Below are 19,582 nucleotides of genomic sequence, written 5' to 3'. Positions count from 1 at the left end.
TCCAGTCGATTCTACGCATGGGATTCGGGGTTATAGTTGTTGAACAATGATTTCTTCTCGCGGCGGTATTGCGCCAGCCGGGAAAGGTGATTCTCGAAGAATGAGCGGACGATGGCGTTCACGAGGTCGGAACGGCAGCGGCCCCGGATGTCGCAGTCATCGAGCGAGTCGGCCAGGTCGCGGTCCAGCTTGCAGACCAGGCGGCCTGCCTTGCCGTCCCCGTCCGCCGGTACTTCAAGGTAGGCCATGAAGTCCTGCCAGCACTTGTCGCCGGGATGTGCGGTATTATGCTCCCGTGCTTCCGGTGCCGGGGCTTCCTGTTCCTGCCGTTCCGTTTCATTGAACATGTGTTCTTCGTCGTTGATGCCTCTGGTGAGGTCGTCTATCTGTAGTTCCTTATTCATTGCGCAATGGTCATTGATGGTTTATGTCTTTGGGGGTGCCGTCACCGAAAATTCCGGCGTATATTTTGTCGAACACCGGACTGACGATGCCGGCCTGCATATCCAGTTCCGCCACCGTGCTGAAACGTTCCATGTCGGCCCGCTTGGGAATCTTGTCCGTCACCAGCCCGTAGTTGGCGAAGGTCTTCCCCGTGTTCTCCCACAGTTCCAGCTCGGAGCATTTGCCCACACGTCCGTCATGGAGGTTGGGGACGATGAAGAGCCGGGATTTCATCCGTCCGCCCACGGCCTTGCGCAGGCGGTCGATGAACATGAGGAAGCTCGCGGTGGAGGGGACGGTCACCAGGTCGTAATGGAACGGCACGACGATGATGTCCGAGTTGACGAACATGGGTATCAGCCCCTCCGCTTTCAGGCTGCCGGGCGAGTCCATGAGCACCACGTCTATGCTGGGGTCATTGTGCAGCTTCTCCATGAGCACGGTCATGGCCTGCTTGTCGTTGGCCTCGCAGGCCAGCACATCGTAGGGTACAACTTCCTCGCCATATTTCTTGATGTCGGCCTTGCGGCACTTCAGGATGGAATGCTGGAAATCGCAGTCCACGACCACGATACGCACGCCCTTCGTCACGAGGTAGTTGGCGAAGGTGACGCAGAGGGTCGTCTTGCCGACTCCCCCTTTCTGGTTGGCGAATGTCACGATGACGGGTGTCTGTATCATTTTGTCCACGGTCGTTTGGTTCGGTGCAAAAGTATGCACCGGATAGGACGGTGACGAAATACACAACACTTTTGTGCTTCAGGTCAGCCTGACTGAAGTATTTTATGCGACAACTTAAAAGATATGACGGCTTATGCGGCCAAACAGGTGACAAAAGGACATCTCCGTTTTTGCCTGCTTGGCTACCGTTTGAGGTTGCGCCCGTCGTCAATGTCGTCGTAGCCGCCCTTGCTTCCGACTTCCCACTCACGCTTTTCGGCATGGCTTCCGGCACCGGAATCCTTCAGTCCATGCAGGTGGGTTTTCTTTCCGCCGTTTCCGGTGGAATGTATCTGCCGGGGCTGCTGTTTTCGTGGCCGGGGCTTCAACCGTTCCGTGTCAAGCCCTTCCGCCGCAAGGTCTATCACGATGTGCCTGTCGAAGTTGACGGCGTATGCCGCGCCCGCTTCCTTTCGGATGATGAAGCCTTCCTCATGAAGGGCGTTCCGCACGGAAAAGACGTTCACATCATTGAAGATTTCATGCAGGCGGCTGACGGCATCCGTGTGGGATTGCGGCCTGCCGCCTGACAATTCCACCAGGTCGGGGCGGCTCACCTTGAAGATTTTGCAGAGCAGGTCGCGCTCGGCTTCGGTAACCGGGTGGAACATCTCAATGATACGGATGCGGTTGTTCCGGTCGATGGCTTCCGCCATGAACGGCTTTAACGGGCGTGTCTGCCCGTCGAAGTGGATGACACCTTTCTTGATATAGGCACGCTGTTTTCTCAGCTTCTGGAAAATCTCGCCCTGTGTGATTTTCGGATTGAGGGTGAGCAGCCGGTCTATGTAGTCCTCTATGCGTGCGAAGCGTTGCTCCGGGGTGGCGAAGTCCAGCAGTTCTTCCGTGGCCAGCACCCTCGCCCCGTTGATGACGGTGCGGTGGGCGTGGTCGACAATCATGTAGCCGTAGGGAACGTCTTTCCTGCCGAAGAACACGAGGCTGATGCCGAACTTTTCTTTCAGCTCTTTCTGCAACTCTTCTTTGCTGCCGCTCACGTCCCGGTATTTTTTGAGGATGCTCCGCAGCTGGCAGCAACGGGCGCGTTCCCTGTAACCGCTTTTGAAAAGCTGTTCGATTTCGGATAGGGGAATTTGCCGCTGTACCTTGCCGCCATACTTGATGAATACGGTATCGTCTTTCTTGTAGGCTTCGTAGCCCATTGAGGTCAGGACGGCCTTGAATTGGGCTAAGGAGGAGAAGGTGTATTGTCTGGCCGCGTCTATGTCGTCGGCGGTTTTCTTTTGCCTGTCCGTACCGAGAATCCTGTCTATCGCTTCTTGGGAACGCCTGCGCTCGTGACTGTGGGCAATCTTCCTGCCGTCGGGGGCGACGCGCGAAGTGATGATGTGCAGGTGGGTATTGTCGGTATCATGGTGGGCGTAGATGAGCCACGGCTGGCCGGGTTCGGCATATCCCATTTCCTTGAGGTACCGGTGCGCGAAGTCCAGCAGCTCGGATTCCGTCATTTCATGGCCTTTGCAGCTGACGGCCACATGGAACTGGGGCTTTCGGATGCGGCTGTTGGCGGAACTGTATTTTTTGAGGTAGCCGGTCAGCTCCTCCGTGGTGGGTTTGCCTGCTAAACCGATTGTCCCGAAGTTCCGCATCTCGATGAGCCGGGCAAGTCCTTTCAATACTTTATGTTCGTTGTAACCCACGGCGTGGAAGTCCGCGCTTCCGGGTAATATGGTCGCTATCATTTTGGGGTGGTGTTATCTGGGGTTAATGTATATGCAGTTCTAGGGTTTGCCAGTTTTCAGTGTGAGTATGTCAAGCTGCCGCTTTATCCCGTTGACGGTTTCCTGTGTGTCCCGGATGAGCGGCAACAGGACTTCCCGGATATAGCTTGGGGGCAGCAACCCGGCAACCGCCAGCTCGTTGGCGCGCTTTACTGCCTGGTTGAGGTTTCCGCCGATATGTGACAGCTCGCTCTGGTATCTGCGGTAGAACGAACCGAGTTCCTGCATGAGTTCAAGCTGCCGCCTGATGCTTACGTTTGAATACTCTTCGAGTGCCTTGCGCACGTAATGGCTTACGGTTTTGTAATCGGCCGATTTCTCCTTGAACGCCCGGACTTCTTCCGGGGTCATTCTTACCTTGATGTACTTGTTCCTTTGTTCCTTCATACTTCGGTTCTTGGTAGGCCGGGATTGTCTTACCTCATTTCGCAGGGCGAAACAGCGGTGGTGCCGCTCCGGTGCAGGGCATCCGGCAAGTCACTTTTGGGGGAACAAACGGAGTTTTGTGGCCACAAAAGTACAACTTGCTTGGAAAATCCTGCAACGCAGGGCTATGTCATCCCAGGTTCTTTTTTGCGCCCAAAATTACGTTGACAGACGGCTTCGCATGGAAATGCGCAACACAAACATGGTGACGGAACAATTCTTTTTCCGCGTTTCTTGGAAGCCGGTTACAACGGTTTGTCTTGTCTAATTTATAAGATTTGCCATTACTTAGGATGGCATATCCTGACACTATGGGACTTTATGCTCCCGGTATATCCATTCCGGGTATTGCAGGGATGCTTGACTTGAATATCCCGCGTTCAGGGTTACGCCAAATTGAAAAATACAATGTTCTTGGATTTGACAAATGGGATTTCTTCGGCATCGGGATATGGCGGTATTTGAATATAGAATAGTCAGGGTACTTAGGGAATACGATCACAATAAGCGGATGACATCGGACATTAGGGAAATTGAGCCGTCGGATTGCAAGCATATGCGCTCACGCTTCACGGAAAAGCCGGTAACGAAGTTCTGGGATGTATGGTAGGAATGGGTGTGAGGCTGTCCTTACAAGAATTTATGATATTTGAAGAGAATGGATGTTTTTACCTGAAATTGCTTGAAATAAAGGGAGATACATTTGCGTATATCACTGATTTTTAGTATCTTTACATACGGATACTAATATTTTTGCTGTTTTATATTGCTGATGTTTGAACTGTTGTTGCTCATATATCTGTTGCCGCTGATGGCAATTGCCTTGTTACTTTTCAGGCTGGCGGTTTGGCTCGTCAGGAAGACATTCCGGCTCATCTTTTGGCTGGCCGGTAAGTTGTTGTTTCTTCTTGGCAGGTTGATGGCATCTGTGTTTGCATTTGTCATCGGAGGAAAATCGTTCACACGACGTTGCGGCAGGCAATAATATTGAACAGAAAAGCCACACTTGCTTTTTCCAGCAAATGCGGCTTTCATCAGTCCGAGGTTCTTCCTAAAAACCTTTTCCCTTGCTTCTTTCATAGACGGCTTCCCGTTGCGAGTCACAGTTGGTCAGACGGAACTGTACGGTACTTCCGGTAGGGATGCTCTTGGGCAATCTATTTGCCAATGCGTCAATCACGTCGTCAACTGTCCCGAAGCCGATGTCGGTAAGTTCGCTTACGACTTTACCCTTGAAATAGGCACGTCCGTATATCATCATCTTCTTGGTTATGCGGAACATCTTGTCTGCCGGAGCTTCCAAATCACGGGCTTTTCCCTGCTTGCTCTTTTTGTCGCTGAAGAAGATGAAGTCGATGATTTTGGCGTTGAGCCGCCAGGCAGGGGAGAAATCAATCTTGACGTATCCCCTCGTCACGTTCATGCCGTGGCTGTGGTTCAGGCCAAATGCCACCTCATACAGGTTCGCGTCGCAGTCGTTCTGCGCTATGGTCGCCCATGTATGTCTGAACGTGTAGAAACAATAATAGTCCTCCTTTGCCATTCCCATGTCCTGGCATATTTTACGGATGCCAATGTTCACGTTGGCGTTGAAACTGTCATAGTCACGGTAGCGGCTGTGGAAAACAAACAGGTACTCATCATCCTCGTCTTTGGAAAGGTATTTGTTGAACGTGTCCTGAATGAACGGCTCAATCCTCATTTCCATATATGCCTCGTCCTTGCGGCTGTGCCTTGTCTTTGCCCTTTTGTAGCCAATGACACCATTGTTGTAGTCTTTCTTCTTCAACTCGTACAGGTCAACAGTATTGATACCGCCGATGCAGAGCGAGAGCAAGGCTACATCCCGTCCAAGTTCGGGAACGGGTGAAATCATCTTGCTTTTGGGTAGAGGGCGGTTGAAAAACTCGCGGCACGCTTCTGCGCTGATGGCGCGCTTTACCGTGCTGTCAGATTTGGGTATGCTTATTTTCAGCCACGGGTTAAATTTGATGCGCACAATGTCGCGTTCTTCATCGTTTAGTTCCACTATGGCTTTCTTGAAAATCTGACGTACACAAGTCGGATACATTTCCTTTGCTCGATTTGTAGACGAAAGGTTTTCTATCCACCTTTGCAGCACTGCAGACGTTAATTGACCGAACATAATTCGGTTTGTCCCCAGATAACGTTCCAGATGGTTCACTGCCAAACGATAGTTTTTCGCATTTCGTGCATGACCTTCTTTTATCATGCGTTCTATATGCAAGTTGGCATAATCACTAAAACAAACATCCTCATCAGAACGTGTCAGGTATTCAATTAACTCCATAACCGAATAACTTGAAATGTCCTGTCGGTTGGTCATGTCCGTGTAATGCAAAATCAACCGCGAACAATACTCATTCACTATCGCATCCTTGATTTCTCCGGATTTAGAGATTTGCTTGCCTGTGATAAGCTTGTCAGTCTTGATGTAACCCATCCGAGAGCGGTGGACGATGCGAATGTACACCGGATAAAAGCCGTCGGCTCTTTTCTTCCTTACTACTGTCTTAAAAGTTGCCATATATCAATGATTTAAATGGTGTATGCGTTGGTGTATGCGCTATGTCCTTCAGGTGTATGTCCAAGTGTATGCAAATGCCGTTTATTTGACCTGTTTTTTGCGGTCAAGTGTACGAACCGCCTAAAAACAGATTAGGCTGTAACCTCCTTATTATCGGAGCATTACAGCCTAATTCAATGGTTTATCAGAATTACCTATTCATCTTCTACTGCAGCCTGAGCCGCTGCCAAGCGTGCTATGGGCACGCGGAATGGTGAGCAGCTAACATAATTCAAGCCGACCTTGTGGCAGAACTTGACAGATGAAGGCTCACCGCCATGCTCGCCGCAAATACCACATGTGAGGTTGGGACGAGTGTTGCGGCCCTTGTCGACAGCCATCTTGATAAGCTGGCCAACGCCATTCTGGTCGAGCACCTGGAACGGATCGACATTAAGAATCTTCTTATCGAGGTAAACGGGCAAGAAGCTTGCAATGTCGTCGCGGCTGTAACCGAATGTCATCTGCGTGAGGTCGTTTGTTCCAAAGCTGAAGTATTCGGCCTTTTTGGCAATGTTGTCGGCGGTCAGTGCCGCACGAGGTATCTCGATCATCGTACCGACGCGGAACGGAATCTCCACTCCCTCTTCCTTGAACAGGGCCTTGGCTGTATCGCGTATCACCTTCTCCTGCGCATCGAACTCATTGACAATTCCAATCAGCGGCACCATGATTTCAGGATGCGGGTCGTGGCCTTCCTTCTTCAACTGTATGGCGGCACCAAGTATTGCCTTAGTCTGCATTGCCGTAATCTCGGGATATGTGTTTCCAAGGCGGCATCCGCGGTGGCCAAGCATCGGGTTGTGCTCGCTCAGACTGTTTACTCGATGCTGGATTTCCTGTACGGAAACGCCCATCTCTTTGGCCATGGCCTCCTGTCCGGCAAGGTCGTGGGGCACAAACTCATGGAGAGGAGGATCAAGCAGACGTATGTTTACAGGATATCCGTCCATTGCCTTCAGTATGCCGTAGAAATCCTGCTTCTGATATGGCAACAGCTTCTCAAGAGCCTTTTCACGGCCTTCCACTGTATCTGCCAAAATCATTTCACGCATGGCCTTGATCTTCTCGTTCTCAAAGAACATGTGCTCCGTACGGCAGAGACCTATGCCGACAGCTCCGAAGTTGCGTGCCACCTCAGCGTCGTGGGGTGTATCGGCGTTGGTGCGTACAACCAGCTTGGTGTACTTGTTGCACAGTTCCATCAGTGCAGCAAAGTCGCCGGTAACCTCAGCGGGCTTTGTCTTCACCTCGCCATAGTATACCTCGCCGGTTGAGCCGTTGAGTGAAAGATAGTCGCCTTCTTTCAATACCACGCCGTCAATCTCTACCGTGCGCGCCTTGTAATCAACATTGATTGCACCTGCACCCGACACACAGCACTTGCCCATGCCGCGCGCCACCACTGCAGCATGTGACGTCATGCCGCCACGTGCCGTAAGGATGCCTTCGGCGGCCGACATTCCTGCCAAGTCTTCGGGGCTTGTCTCGATTCTTACCATCACCACCTGGTGACCGTTGGCATGCCATTCTTCAGCATCGTCGGCAAAGAATACAATCTGTCCGCAGGCAGCACCCGGCGATGCAGGCAGTCCGCGGGTAAGCACGCGAGCCTTCTTCTGAGCCTCCTTGTCGAACACCGGGTGGAGCAGCTCGTCGAGCTTGTTGGGCTCGCAACGCAACAATGCTGTCTTCTCGTCAATCTCGCCCTCGCGCAGCAAGTCCATGGCAATCTTCACCATGGCCGTACCGGTGCGCTTGCCGTTTCGGGTCTGCAAGAACCACAGCTTGCCTTCCTGCACGGTGAACTCCATGTCCTGCATGTCATGGTAATGCTTCTCCAATTTGTCCTGGAGAGCGTTGAGCTGTGCAAAAATCTCGGGCATGGCCTCTTCCATCGACGGATACTTGCTTGCCCTGACCGACTCATCGATGCCCTGCTGCGTAGCCCAGCGGCGTGAGCCCTCCTTGGTAATCTGCTGCGGAGTGCGTATTCCTGCCACAACGTCCTCACCCTGTGCGTTGACCAGATACTCGCCGTTGAATATGTTCTCGCCAGTGGCGGCATCGCGGCTGAAACAAACGCCGGTTGCAGAGGTGTTGCCCATGTTTCCGAACACCATGGCCATGACAGTAACAGCCGTACCCCACTCTGCGGGTATACCCTCCATCTTGCGATAAAGGATGGCGCGCTCATTCATCCAAGAGTCGAACACTGCACAGATGGCGCCCCAGAGCTGCTCCATCGGGTCTGTCGGGAAATCCTTGCCCGTCTGCTCCTTTATGGCAGTCTTGAACAGCTTGACAAGCTGCTTGAGCTCATCAACATTCATCTCGTTGTCAAGCGTAATGCCGCGCTGGGCCTTCACCTTTTGTATAATAGCCTCAAACGGGTCGATGTCTTCCTTGTTTACCGGCTTCATGCCAAGCACAACGTCGCCATACATTTGCACGAAGCGGCGGTAGCTGTCGTAAGCGAAACGCTCGTTGCCGGTCTTCTTGGCCAATCCTTCAACAACGTTATCGTTGAGACCGAGGTTAAGGATGGTGTCCATCATGCCAGGCATGGATGCCCGGGCGCCAGAGCGCACGCTGACGAGAAGCGGGTTGTCCACGTCGCCAAACTTGCTGTTCATGAGGTTTTCGATATGGCTGACGGCCTTGGCTACATCGTCTTTGAGCAAAGCCACTACATCGTCCTTACCTTTCTCAAAATATTCATTGCACACATCGGTAGTGATTGTAAATCCGGGAGGTACAGGTACGCCGATGAGGTTCATTTCGGCCAGGTTTGCTCCCTTACCTCCAAGCAGATTCCTCATATCTGCCCTACCCTCGGCTTTACCGTTGCCGAAGGTATAAACTCTTTTTTCATTCATAAGTTAGTTTTGTTTATGATTGACATTTTACAATTTGTAATTCGTTTTGCAAATATAAATGATTTATCATTATGTAGCAAGAAAATGCAAGAAAAAATTGATGTGTGGAGTTTACATTTCAACATTTTCGCCATGCATGAGCGTTTTTCCCACCGGTATGTCTTGGCATCGGCTAGTGAAAATTATCCTTACAACATACTGTCGCCCACGGCTCAATGGCCTCCTTTTGACGGGCCGTTGGACCAATATGGCCCATTTTGAAGTGAGAAACGGGCCGTTTTAAGCGACAATTCGGCCCGTTTCGGGCTGCAATATGGCCCAAATGGCAAGGCGCTGATTTACAGTCCGATTACCCGCAGAGGCATCAATACGGAAATATACGTACACTGCGCCCCGGTGCCACCGGCCGGCCAGCGGGTGGAAAACCCAGTGGCTGCGGCGCATGGGGGCATAAATATTTTGCTTTTTTGCCCGGCACAGGGTGCAAATGTGGCCCAGAATTTGTAACTTTGCACGCCAAAACATAAATTGAGATGAGCAGAAAGAAAAAACCATTCCCAATACTTGAAAATGTCACCATCACCGATGTGGCAGCCGAAGGCAAGTCGATGGCCCGAGTCAACGACCTTGTCGTGTTCGTGCCTTTCACCGTTCCGGGCGACATTGTTGACCTCCAGATAAAGAAAAAGAAGCACAATTACTGCGAAGCAGAGGTGGCTCGGTTTGTGGAATACAGTCAGTTGCGCGCAAAGCCCATGTGCGAGCATTTCGGCGTATGTGGCGGATGCAAGTGGCAGAACCTGCCTTACGAGGAGCAGTTGCGGTTCAAGCAGAAGCAGGTTTTCGACCAGTTGTCGAGGATTGGGAAGGTTGAACTACCCGAGTTCCGCCCCATCCTCGGCTCGGCCCAGACATCAGAGTATCGCAACAAACTTGAGTTTGGCTGTTCCAACAAGCGCTGGCTGACCAAAGAGCAGATTGCATCCGGATTCAAGTATGACAACATGAACGGCATTGGCTTCCACATCACCGGGGCATTCGACAAAATACTGCCCATCGAGAAGTGCTGGCTGATGGACGACACCCACAACAAGATAAGGAATGAGATACGCGACTATGCCTTTGCCACAGGCATGTCGTTTTTCGACTTGCGCGCCCAGAAGGGACTGCTGCGCGACATCATCATCCGAAACTCAAACTCGGGCGAATGGATGGTGATAGTCCAGTTCCACTACGATGAGCCGGGTGACGAGGAGCGCGCGCTGGCATTGCTCAAGCAAATCGGCGACGCGTTCCCGCAGATAACGTCGCTCTTATATGTCAACAACCAGAAATGCAATGACACCATCGGCGACCAGGAGGTGATGGTGTATAAAGGCGAAGACCACATCATTGAGAAAATGGAAGACCTGAGGTTTAAGGTTGGCCCCAAGAGCTTTTACCAGACCAACACCGAACAGGCCTACCACCTTTACTGCGTGGCCCGCGACTTTGCCTCGCTCACAGGCAACGAACTGGTCTACGACCTGTATACCGGCACCGGAACTATAGCCAACTTCGTTGCAGGGCGTGCTCGCCAGGTCATCGGAATAGAATATGTGCCCGAAGCCATTGAGGACGCCAAGGTCAACTCAGGGCTTAACGGCATATCCAACACTCTGTTCTATGCTGGCGACATGAAGGACATTCTCACCGACGACTTTATATCTGTCCACGGCAAACCCGACGTGATAATAACCGACCCGCCTCGCGCAGGAATGCACCAGGACGTGGTCAACACCATTCTCAATGCAGCCCCCGACCGCATTGTATACGTCAGTTGCAACCCTGCCACACAGGCACGCGACCTCGGGTTGCTCGATGCAAGCTACAAGGTGGCTGCCGTGCAGCCGGTAGACATGTTTCCGCATACACCGCACGTAGAGAACGTGGTGCTGCTCAAGCGCCGTTGAGCGGCACCGGGGCGGGCATGCTGCGCATTGAATGTTTCAATATCACTAAATAATACATTATTATGAAAAAGACCTTTTGGGCCGTTGCTGTGCTTGCTTCGGCCTCGCTGGTTGCGCATGCCGGCAAAAGTGTTACGCCCATAGCCGACAAGCCAAAGTTCAGTGGATATATCATTGGACAGTACCAAGCCAATTTTCAGGAAAACAACAGCAATACCTTCAACATCCGAATGGCCCGCGTCTCGGTGGGAGGCCATCTGTTGGGTGAGTTTGAATACAAAGTACAGGGGCAAATAAACGGCAACACGTCAACTCTGGGCGAGAGTCCGCGCATCGTGGATTTGTTTGTGGAATGGCAACGATACGACTTCGCGCGAATCAAAATAGGCCAGTTTAAGCGTCCTTTCACGTTTGAAAACCCCATGCATCCTGTAGACCAAGGGTTCATGGGCTACTCGCAAAACGTGCAGCGGCTGTCGGGATTCAACGACCGCACGGGCGAACAGGCAAGCAACGGGCGCGACATCGGCATACAGCTGCAGGGCGATTTTCTGCCATGCGGCAACGGACGGAAGCTGTTGCACTATCAGGTTGGTGTGTTCAACGGGCAGGGCATTAACACCAAAGATGTAGACAACCGCAAGGATATAATAGGCGGCGTATGGGTGGCACCCGCAAAAGGGCTGCGCATTGGGGCGTTCGGCTGGGCCGGCTCGCACGCACGCAAGGGCCACTGGACCGACGGCGCCGGCAACGAGCACCAGGGTACGGTGAGCCTGGGGCAATACCGCTATGCCATAAGCGCCGAATACAAGGACGAAGACTGGCAGATACGCTCTGAATACATACACAGCACGGGCTACGGATTCAAGACTACAAAGCAAAGCGGAGACGATGCGGCTGACGCAACGGTCAACTATGCCCAGGGAAACAAGGCTGACGGTGTTTATGCGCTGTGCATAGCACCAATCATCAGGCAAAAACTGAGGGCCAAGGCGCGTTATGACATGTATAGAAAATCGGGAACGTGGGCCGACAGCCGCACGCAATATGAGGTTGGACTGAACTATCTGTTCTGCAAAAACCTTGAGTTGCAAGCCGAATACGCCTTCATCAACGACCGCAGCCTGGCCAAACACAATTACAGCATGCTCGACGTAGAACTCAGCGTTAGGTTCTGAAACACTGCGGGCAGACCGTCTCAAACCGGTCAATATGCCGCTGAATGTTTGTCTACCTATATATTATGAGCAACAAAACGCTTGCATACCCCGCACGGCCTCTTGCTTGGTGGCATGCATCTCAGCTGTATGCAATGCAACAGAAATAGGCGACAACAAATCAGAATGCCTGTTGGCATGCCATCATTTGGGGGATTGACTGCTGGCTTGGGGCGATTTTCAGAGCGCAACCGCATGACCACCGAGCGAAAGGCATATGCCAATGGCTGTGCAATCCTGCCTTGATTACAACACAAGCATGCCAAAATCAACACAAAAAGACCGCACGCCGCTTCAGCAATACAGCTGTAAGCAGCATGCGGTCAATTGGTTATATGCAATCAACATTGTCGGCATCACACGACTGAAGCCCGCCTGATGTCTGGCAGTAACGCAGAAGCCGACCGACTGTAATCACCCGAAATCACGGCCGATGCACCTATGCTTGTGAGCACTACCGTGCAGGCCGCGATGCCGACAGGCAAACTCTACAGGTCGACCCCTATAGACTTCATGGCCTTTTGGGCCATTTGCCTGAAGCCATCTCCCAAATCGGCAAACCTCAAGACGCTTGACCAGGCGGCCTTCTTAAGCACTACCGAGTCGCCTTGGATGGCTGCCAGCGCCTGGTCGATGAACTCGTTTGCACCACGCTCATTGGGTTCCTGCCCACGCATGAACAGTCGCGACAGCACATGGTAGCCGCAGATTTGGTACAACTCGCTTTCGGAGGCAATCCAGCGGTAAGCCTTTTCGGCAGCAAAAGGCAGGTGCTGATATAGGTTCAACGATGCCTGCTCGGCTATCTCCACGTTGTCTGTCTGCTCCATCCATATATCAACAACCTCCGGCAATATCTCAGCGGGAGGCATAATCAGCGTTGCCAGTATCTTGCATTCCCTGACATTGTCTTTCCATAAAGCCAGCGCAAGGTCGTAGTCCTTGCCTATCTCGGCAGCCTTGGCCTTCAGGGCTGGCAATGAAACACCCCAGTTAACGTGGTAGTCCAAGCCCTTGTCTCTCATCGACTGTGCCGCCACTCCATTCATCTGCAGCCTGAAAGATTGCTTTATCTCTTTCAGTCTGCTGTCAATATTGCTATTGTTATCCATCATTCTTTAATTTTAAAAAGCCCGACAATCCCTTCGGGCCAACCTGGCAAAGCGCCATCCGGCAAAGTGCCACGCCGTTGCCACACGCCGAGGGGCAGCCCCCTATTGGCGGCAACAGCCGCACCTTGCCATGGCACAGAGTCAGATCAACGTTGAATACTCCTTGCTGTAACGCAGCATCTGGTGAACATAGCCCTCAGAGTAGTCGACTTCTATGTCTGTGATTTCACCATTGCCATTGCGCACGGGCCGCAGCACCGGGTTGATAAAGCCCTTGTATGGCGCAATGTTCAGTCCGGCGTAACGCTTGAGTACCTCGGCATGCACCTCGGGGTCAACCTTCACAGCATATGTTTCAACCAAATCCCTGGCGGCCTCGTAGTCGCCCTCGCTCTTTATACGCTGAACCTCGGCCAGCAATTGCGCCACAAGGGCCCTGAGACCGTCATAGTCGAGTATCTCGACAAAAGTTTTGCCACCTCTGCCAACCAGCCTGACGGCATCGCCTTTTGCCACGCACCAATTCGCAATCAGCGCCCTGTTGCGCATGTGGGCCTCCTCGATGCAAGCCCCGGGCTCTATGCGTACAAGCTGGGTAAGCAGCCCGTTCATCATGTAAGTGTAGTACTGAGACTTGTATGCTTCACGGTCTGGCAGCAGACCGAGGTCAACCATCTTGCTGTCGGCCATGTAATATAGCGCAAACAAGTCGGCCCTCGCCTCTTCAATAGTGTTGCCGTAAGCCTTAAGCGCATCAGGGTCGGTGCCGGGCAGCAGCCTGCCGCTTCCGTGGCCGAGGCACTCGTGCAGGTCGGTGTGCAGGTCGTCGCACAGGTCGCCATACTTGTCTATCAGCCCTAGCGTGTCTCTGTCGATGACAAACTCATCGTAGAAGCCGTTTCCTTTAGCCGCCTTGTTGTAAGCGTCGGTCAGGTTGCAAATGGTGACGCTCTTGCTTCCGTGCTGCGCCCTTATCCAATCGGCATTGGGCAGATTGATGCCTATGGCTGTCGACGGATATTCGTCGCCCCCGAGCATTGCCGCACAGACAACGTTGGCAGTGACTCCCTTTACCTCGGGCTTGCGGAAACGGGCATCCACAGGCGAGTGGTCTTCAAACCACTGGGCATTCTCGCTGATGGTCCGGGTGCGCTTGGTGGCCTCTTCGTCCTTGTATTCCACAATACCTTCCCACGAGCCTTTTATTCCCAACGGGTCGCCATATACCTCTATAAAGCCGTTTATGAAATCAATCTTACCGTCGAGCGCCTCGACCCAAAGTATGGAATACTCGTCAAAGACATGTAAATCGCCAGTGCGGTAATACTCAATCAGCTTGTTTATCACATCCACCTGCTTCTTGTTTTCGGCCACCGACGAAGCCCGGCCGAGCCAATATGTTATGCGCTCAATGGCCGGGCCATAAAGTCCTCCTTCCGTCCAAGCCTCCTCATGCAGCCCCTCTGCGGTCTTTACCAACTTGGTGTTGAGGCCGAACGACGGGGCGCAGTCACCGCAAGCGGCTTTCTTTGCCCTATAGAACTCCTCGGCCTCGGCCTGGGTGACGCCATCGTAGTAGTTGCAAGCAGACTTGGCCACGATGTCGACCCCGGGAGCCTTGTTTACCCTTTTGGCCAAGACATCCCTGTCGAACATCACCGGCGCGAGCTCGTTGCACAGGTCATCAACAGTCATTCCGTCCCCGAGCGGCAACGACGACTTGTCCACGGCATTCATGGCTGCACGGAAATACTCCTTGCTGAAGCCCGGAACAAACTTATCGCAGCCATAATGATGGTATATGCCGTTGGAAAACCACACGCGCATCAGGTACTCTTCGAGGGCGGCAAACTCCTTGTCGCCATGTTCTAAGGCACCGTCGGTGTAGATGGCCTCGAGGGTTTTCCTTATCTTGAGGTTGTATTTGCCGAATTGGTCGAATGTGATGTCACGCCCATAGAGCGTGGCCTGCGAAAGGCAATAGACATACTGCCTTTGGCGCAATGACAATCCATCAAAGCCATGCAGCCTGTACCTCAGCATCTGGATGTCCGCAAAGCGGATGTCAGAGTAGTTGAAGCTATTGCCAGCCATTCAGTTTCCCCCCTCCGTTTTTTTGCTCTTTCGCGCAGCCTTTGCGGCCTTTGCGGCCTTGGCTTTCTCCGGATGCTGGGCAATGTGCTGCATCCTGTATGCACGCGGGGTCATCCTCATGATTTTATAGAACGACGCATAGAACGACTGACGGTTGGAAAAGCCCACCATGTCGCTCACGTCCTCCATCTTCAAGTCAAGGTATCGCTTGTCTACAAGTATGGCCATAGCCTCCTCAATGCGGAACTTGTTGATGAACGAAGAGTAATTCATGTGAAACCTCACGTTCATGACCGCAGAAATATAGCGAGTGTTTGTGCCAAGGTCTTCGGCTAGTTTCTTGGCAGAATAGTCCTTGTCTTTATACTTTTTCTGCAGCACTATGATGTTAAGTATCTTTTCCTTCATCTCGTCCATCAGCTGCGGGCTGACCAAATCACGGTAAGCGGCCTCTTTTTCTTTCTTTTCTGTGATATTATATTTTGCCATAACCTATTGATTTTAGTATTTTGCAAATATACGATTTTTTTTTGATAAGACGTCATTTGGCGCCCGTCTATTTTTCATAAAAAAACATAACAGAAACGTTTGCGCTCCATGTTCCTCAGCCACGGCAACAGCCTCACGCCCCCCCCCGCCACATAAACACGAAGCGAACGGCCGTTGCCGCGTGAACGTCAGCCGCCTACGATATGCGCACAGATGCGGCAGCACCTACCGACGTGCACTCCACGGCAAGGCCGCCCCACCCCAAGCAACGTCTTTGGCAGTCAAAATTATCGTTAATCGGCATTCGGGAAGTACGTATGAAATATTCATACAAGCAACCTAATTTACCCACCCAAACACACTACCACACCCCATACAGACTACAAAAGAGGCCGTTTTGCACACTAAAACGAGCCGTATCATGCCTCAAAACAACACGTTTGACACGACAAAAACGCCCGCATTGCAACATGTTGCCTGTCAACGCATTACGCCAAACACGCCGAAAAGGAAATTATTTTTTACAAACGCCACGACAGCCACTGCCATTCCGGGCGATTGCCAAAGCCGAGCCATGTGCAAACAGCGCATTTTGTGACATAAAGCACGGCAAAACGCCGCAACAGTGTCGGCAGATTCGCATTTTCTTACAAGCCAAACAAGTGGCAAAGCAACATTCCGAGCCATAAAGTCGGTGTTATAATTAATGTGTAAACCACTTAATATGTGGAATTTAAATCGCCGCCACCCGATTCTTGCCATTTTCACAAAAAAAGTCGTTATAAATTTCCTCATACCGCCAAAAATGAGTATATTTGCACTCCGAATAATCGGAGACGAATAAAATATCACAACATTAAACATAAAAGAAAGATGACAAAAGCTGATATAATCAACAAGATAGTTGAGGACACCGGTCTCGCCAAGCAGGATGTAGCCACGACAATAGAAGCTTTTATGGAAGAAGTGAGGCAGAGCCTTACCATACGCAAAGAAGATGTTTTCCTGCGGGGATTCGGTAGCTTTATCGTTAAGCACAGGGCACAGAAGACAGCCCGCAACATATCAAAGAACACAACCATCGTCATCGAGGCACACGACTACCCTGCATTCAAGCCGGCCAAGAGCTTTATTGCAAAGATGAAATAATCAACAATTTTACAAATAACATTTAAAAATATCAAGCTATGCCAAGCGGAAAGAAAAAGAAAGGCCACAAGATGGCTACGCACAAGCGTAAAAAAAGACTGAGAAAGAACAGGCACAAGAGCAAGTAAGCAATACAGCCTCTGAGGTTTGTTCAAAGATTTTAATGAGAGGAGTGTGTCAGAAAATCCATTCGGATTATGGCACACCCTTTCTGTTAAATTAGCAGGGAATCCGTGCATTTGTCCAAAAACAAACAATTAACCATCTCTTTTGTCTATTTTTACGGCAAATCGCGTAGTTTTTGTTGTGAAAAGACATAAGCACAGATTCCGTCGAAGAGAGAAACAGCGGTGCAAGGCCAATGGCCGTGCACCTTGTGAAACCAACGAAAGAAAACCGTTTAAAGTAATGACAAGCGAAGTTATCATTGACGTCCACCCCAAAGAGATATCGATAGCACTGCTCGAAGACAAAAGCCTCGTTGAATACCAGAACGAGACGCGGTCGGCTTCATTCTCTGTGGGCAACATCTACATGGCAAAGGTTAAGAAGCTTATGCCCGGTCTCAATGCCTGTTTCGTAGACGTCGGATTTGAACGGGATGCATTTTTGCACTATCTTGATTTGGGTTCTCAATTTAGCTCTTACGAGAAGTATCTCAAACAGGTACAAAGCGACAGAAAGAAACTTTATCCGATATCGAAGGCAACCCGCCTGCCCGAGCTGAAAAAAGACGGCAGCGTGCAAACGACACTTAAGGTTGGGCAAGAAGTGATGGTGCAGATTGTGAAAGAGCCCATCTCGACCAAAGGCCCGAGACTCACGTGCGAACTGAGCTTCGCAGGCAGGTATATGGTGCTGATACCATTCAACGATAAAGTCTCTGTATCTTCCAAAATCAAAAAAGGCGAAGAAAGAACACGCCTGAAGCAACTCATCCAAAGCATCAAGCCCAAGAACTTTGGCGTCATCGTGCGCACATCGGCAGAGGGCAAGAGGGTGGCCGAACTTGACAAAGAAATGAAAACACTGCTCAAGCGGTGGGAAGACACAATTACAAAAGTTCAAAAGAGCACAACAAGACCGCAAGTTGTCTACGAAGAGACCGGCAGGGTTGTAGCATTGCTTCGCGACTTATTCAACCCAACGTACGACGGTATATACGTCAACGACGAAGAGGTGTTCAACCAGGTGCGCGATTACGTGAAACTGATTGCCCCGGAGAAGGTAGACATCGTCAAGAGATATACCGGCCAGGTGCCCATTTTCGACAATTTCAACGTCACAAAGCAAATCAAGTCGGCATTCGGAAAGACAGTCAACTACAAGCGTGGTGCATACCTAATCATAGAGCACACCGAGGCACTGCACGTGGTTGACGTGAACAGCGGAAACAGAACGCGCTCTGAAAACGGTCAAGAGGCCAATGCCCTGGAGGTGAACCTTGGCGCTGCCGACGAGTTGGCAAGACAGTTGCGCCTACGCGACATGGGAGGCATCATAGTGGTTGACTTCATCGACATGAACCTCGCTGAAGACAGGCAAATGCTATATGAGCGTATGTGCAAGAACATGCAGAAAGACAGGGCCAGGCACAACATCCTGCCATTGAGCAAATTCGGGCTTATGCAGATAACCCGCCAGCGCGTGCGCCCGGCAATGGATGTCAACGTGGAAGAGACCTGCCCCACTTGTTTCGGCAAAGGAAAGATTAAGTCAAGCATCCTGTTTACAGACCAATTGGAGAGCAAGATTGACCGACTGGTAACAAAGATTGGAATCAAGAAGTTCAACCTGCATGTGCATCCGTATGTAGCGGCCTACATAAACCAAGGGCTTTTCTCGCTAAAACGGAAATGGCAAATGAAATACGGGCTTGGACTCAGCATCATCCCGTCGCAGAAACTGGCTTTCTTGCAATATGAATTCTATGACAAGAAGGGCAATTTCATCGACATGAAAGAGGAAATAGAAACCAAATGAACACAGTGGAGGCAGCCGTAAGGCGCCTCCACTCTTCATTTGTGCCGCTGGCCCGCCAAGCGGAAACATTGCTAACCGCCGACAACGGCAGGCATTCACTGAACCACCTTGAAGCGGATGCGGAATGACTTGGACATCTCATCCCAATTGGTTCCGAGCATTTCAAAACGCCCTATCTGTGACGTTGAGCGCACGTGCTTGCCTATGCATGGGCACACATCGTAGTCGCCAATCCTTACCAGGCGTATGGTGTCAGACACATCTGCAGGCAACCTGTCGGCCTTGACATCGTCTGGAAGGCTGTCTTTGCTAACAAACTCATAGCTAACGGGCAAGTCTTCGGCTATCAATTCATTCATCCTGTCTTCAATTGCCTTCTCTTCCTTGCGCGAAGGCTTGTGGTCTAACACATAGCTTATCTTGCTCTTTTTGCGCTCTATGTGAGCGTTGCTCGACCTCTCACACCCAAACATGCGCACCATAGTCTGGTTCAACAGATGCTCGGCGGTATGCGCAGGCGGAAATTCCTCCTTGTTATGGCTGTTCAATACTATATCTTCGTTCATGCGTTTTAAGTTGATTCCATGTCATTACCGTCCGTTACGACATGCGCCAACGCTACATGTGCAACGGCCTTTCGCTGTAAACGCCTGCAAATATAGCGAATAAATTTCATTCAATGCACATTTGCCAGGCATAATTCGCGACACGCCAAGCAAACGGCGGGAACACGGTGTATTTGTGACATGGCCAACACAATATTACCAACGATTCGTACGTTTAAT

The 19,582-nt window shown here is 51.2% G+C and carries 15 protein-coding genes and 1 pseudogene; 5 read left to right on the top strand and 11 right to left on the bottom strand.

All coding sequences use genetic code 11. The features are described from left to right. Positions 1-11 precede the first annotated feature (11 nt). The 7 genes from H6B30_RS03220 to ppdK all read right to left on the bottom strand — a co-directional run bounded on the left by H6B30_RS03220 (position 12) and on the right by ppdK (position 8,798). Positions 12-404 (bottom strand): hypothetical protein, encoded by a 393-nt coding sequence (locus H6B30_RS03220; protein WP_205107845.1) that lies wholly within the window; start codon positions 402-404, stop codon positions 12-14. Positions 405-414: 10 nt separating this feature from the next. Further along, positions 415-1,125: a ParA family protein gene (locus H6B30_RS03215; RefSeq protein ID WP_205107866.1), complete on the bottom strand. Its 711-nt coding sequence runs from the start codon at positions 1,123-1,125 to the stop codon at positions 415-417. 182 nt (positions 1,126-1,307) lie between these two features. Further along, positions 1,308-2,867, bottom strand: a complete 1,560-nt coding sequence (locus H6B30_RS03210; RefSeq protein ID WP_205107843.1) for a relaxase/mobilization nuclease domain-containing protein — start codon at positions 2,865-2,867, stop codon at positions 1,308-1,310. 39 nt (positions 2,868-2,906) lie between these two features. After that, positions 2,907-3,293: a plasmid mobilization protein gene (locus H6B30_RS03205; RefSeq protein ID WP_205107841.1), complete on the bottom strand. Its 387-nt coding sequence runs from the start codon at positions 3,291-3,293 to the stop codon at positions 2,907-2,909. A 783-nt stretch (positions 3,294-4,076) separates the two neighbouring features. Then, entirely contained in the window at positions 4,077-4,412 is a 336-nt protein-coding gene (locus H6B30_RS03200) for a hypothetical protein (RefSeq protein ID WP_205107840.1), read from the bottom strand. Beyond that, positions 4,384-5,880, bottom strand: a complete 1,497-nt coding sequence (locus tag H6B30_RS03195; protein WP_205107838.1) for a tyrosine-type recombinase/integrase — start codon at positions 5,878-5,880, stop codon at positions 4,384-4,386. The genes H6B30_RS03200 and H6B30_RS03195 overlap by 29 nt, the downstream gene beginning before the upstream one ends. Positions 5,881-6,074: 194 nt before the next feature. After that, positions 6,075-8,798, bottom strand: a complete 2,724-nt coding sequence (gene ppdK, locus H6B30_RS03190) for a pyruvate, phosphate dikinase (RefSeq protein WP_205107836.1) — start codon at positions 8,796-8,798, stop codon at positions 6,075-6,077. A 15-nt stretch (positions 8,799-8,813) separates the two neighbouring features. Here ppdK and H6B30_RS03185 point away from each other — a divergent pair, with 15 nt between their 5' ends. The 3 genes from H6B30_RS03185 (at position 8,814) to H6B30_RS03175 (ending at position 11,931) form a co-directional block, all read left to right on the top strand. Next, a complete protein-coding gene (locus tag H6B30_RS03185; protein WP_205107834.1) occupies positions 8,814-9,059 on the top strand; it encodes a hypothetical protein in 246 nt (81 codons plus the stop codon). A gap of 272 nt (positions 9,060-9,331) precedes the next feature. Continuing rightward, positions 9,332-10,750 carry a 23S rRNA (uracil(1939)-C(5))-methyltransferase RlmD gene (rlmD, locus tag H6B30_RS03180; protein ID WP_205107832.1) on the top strand — a complete coding sequence of 473 codons (1,419 nt, stop codon included), beginning with the start codon at positions 9,332-9,334 and terminating at the stop codon, positions 10,748-10,750. A gap of 62 nt (positions 10,751-10,812) precedes the next feature. Continuing rightward, positions 10,813-11,931, top strand: a complete 1,119-nt coding sequence (locus tag H6B30_RS03175) for a porin (protein WP_205107830.1) — start codon at positions 10,813-10,815, stop codon at positions 11,929-11,931. A gap of 527 nt (positions 11,932-12,458) precedes the next feature. Here the strand turns inward: H6B30_RS03175 and H6B30_RS03170 are convergent. The 3 genes from H6B30_RS03170 to H6B30_RS03160 all read right to left on the bottom strand — a co-directional run bounded on the left by H6B30_RS03170 (position 12,459) and on the right by H6B30_RS03160 (position 15,665). Continuing rightward, positions 12,459-13,085: a DNA alkylation repair protein gene (locus H6B30_RS03170; RefSeq protein ID WP_239483471.1), complete on the bottom strand. Its 627-nt coding sequence runs from the start codon at positions 13,083-13,085 to the stop codon at positions 12,459-12,461. Between the two features lie 138 nt (positions 13,086-13,223). After that, positions 13,224-15,176, bottom strand: coding sequence for a dipeptidyl-peptidase 3 family protein (locus H6B30_RS03165; RefSeq protein WP_205107829.1), 1,953 nt, complete (start codon positions 15,174-15,176; stop codon positions 13,224-13,226). After that, positions 15,177-15,665 carry a helix-turn-helix domain-containing protein gene (locus tag H6B30_RS03160; protein WP_205107827.1) on the bottom strand — a complete coding sequence of 163 codons (489 nt, stop codon included), beginning with the start codon at positions 15,663-15,665 and terminating at the stop codon, positions 15,177-15,179. Between the two features lie 873 nt (positions 15,666-16,538). Between H6B30_RS03160 and H6B30_RS03155 the strand changes: the two genes are divergently transcribed. Together H6B30_RS03155 and H6B30_RS03150 are read left to right on the top strand one after the other, a co-directional pair. Next, positions 16,539-16,814 carry an HU family DNA-binding protein gene (locus tag H6B30_RS03155; RefSeq protein WP_205107825.1) on the top strand — a complete coding sequence of 92 codons (276 nt, stop codon included), beginning with the start codon at positions 16,539-16,541 and terminating at the stop codon, positions 16,812-16,814. Positions 16,815-17,222: 408 nt separating this feature from the next. After that, positions 17,223-18,797, top strand: coding sequence for an Rne/Rng family ribonuclease (locus tag H6B30_RS03150; RefSeq protein WP_205107823.1), 1,575 nt, complete (start codon positions 17,223-17,225; stop codon positions 18,795-18,797). 95 nt (positions 18,798-18,892) lie between these two features. Here H6B30_RS03150 and H6B30_RS03145 read toward each other — a convergent pair. After that, positions 18,893-19,354: pseudogene (locus H6B30_RS03145) on the bottom strand (alanyl-tRNA editing protein); the annotation flags it as partial. Positions 19,355-19,582: the final 228 nt, after the last annotated feature.

Origin of the sequence: Marseilla massiliensis (assembly GCF_016899955.1) — a bacterium.
GTDB lineage: Bacteria > Bacteroidota > Bacteroidia > Bacteroidales > Bacteroidaceae > Prevotella > Prevotella intestinigallinarum.
The sequence above is the reverse complement of the archived record's forward strand: the minus strand, read 5'-3'. Positions and strand labels throughout refer to the sequence as shown.